Below are 828 nucleotides of genomic sequence, written 5' to 3' on the forward strand. Positions count from 1 at the left end.
CACCAGTGTGCAAGGACTGGTCAACGGCGGTATACTCACAGCCAAAAGCGGCAAAGTGCGACTGTTGCGCCGTGACGAATTATCTGATAACTGGAACCCAGCCACCGACACCCGCACCTCTGATTGGGAAGCTACCCAATACCTCATCCGCACCCTCGATCAAAAAGGAGAAACTGGGACTGCTATCATGTTATCCCAGTTAGGTAGTTGTGGCGAAATAGCACGAGACTTGGCTTATCGCTTGTACAACATCTGCGACAGAAAAAGCTGGACACAAGAAGCCATTGCTTACAACAGCCTAGTTATTTCTTGGGCAGAAATTTCGCGCCTTGCCGCAGAAATCAAACCAGAACCAGTGCAAGGAGAGTTGTTTTAAGCAACATAAATGACCTTTTAGCCTAGCTAATCTCAATAATCTGACCTGTCTTAATGATTTTTAGGGCTTCCAAAACCTTCGGCATCAGAGGCTGAAGGGTTTCGATCTGATTGTCTTTGGCAATGAGTACAATTATAGCTAGGTTAATCTGACTCAGATTTTGCTGACTGGTCAGATTTTGGTCAATAGTCACAAAGACATCAAACTCGGTTTGCGCTAACCTTAGCAATACCCCATTCTTCTTCCCTGCCCAACCTTGCTGCGGCACTGTAATCACCGTATAACCTGGTAGCTCACGCTTGAGCTTTTTAGGTAAGCACTCATCAAGCAGCACTCGCATAGACTTGAGTTACCAATAACTTAAAGGCTTGCTTAAGGAAGGCGTTAGCTTGCTCCCTGCTAACGGTGGGAAAATCTTCCAGAAAATCATCAATGTTGTGACCACCTTCGAG

2 protein-coding genes are annotated in these 828 nt (G+C 46.0%); one reads left to right on the plus strand and one right to left on the minus strand.

Going from position 1 to position 828, the window contains the following annotated elements:
- On the plus strand, positions 1-376 hold a 376-nt coding region (locus AC5590_RS03850), incomplete at its 5' end, for a DUF8807 domain-containing protein (RefSeq protein ID WP_498822854.1).
- 22 nt (positions 377-398) lie between these two features.
- Here AC5590_RS03850 and AC5590_RS03855 read toward each other — a convergent pair.
- On the minus strand, positions 399-716 hold the full coding sequence (locus AC5590_RS03855; protein ID WP_169269027.1) for a DUF5615 family PIN-like protein: 318 nt from the start codon (positions 714-716) through the stop codon (positions 399-401).
- Between the last annotated feature and the right edge of the window lie 112 nt (positions 717-828).

It is taken from the genome of Brasilonema octagenarum UFV-OR1, assembly GCF_963888615.1.
In the GTDB taxonomy this organism is placed as follows: domain Bacteria; phylum Cyanobacteriota; class Cyanobacteriia; order Cyanobacteriales; family Nostocaceae; genus Brasilonema; species Brasilonema sennae.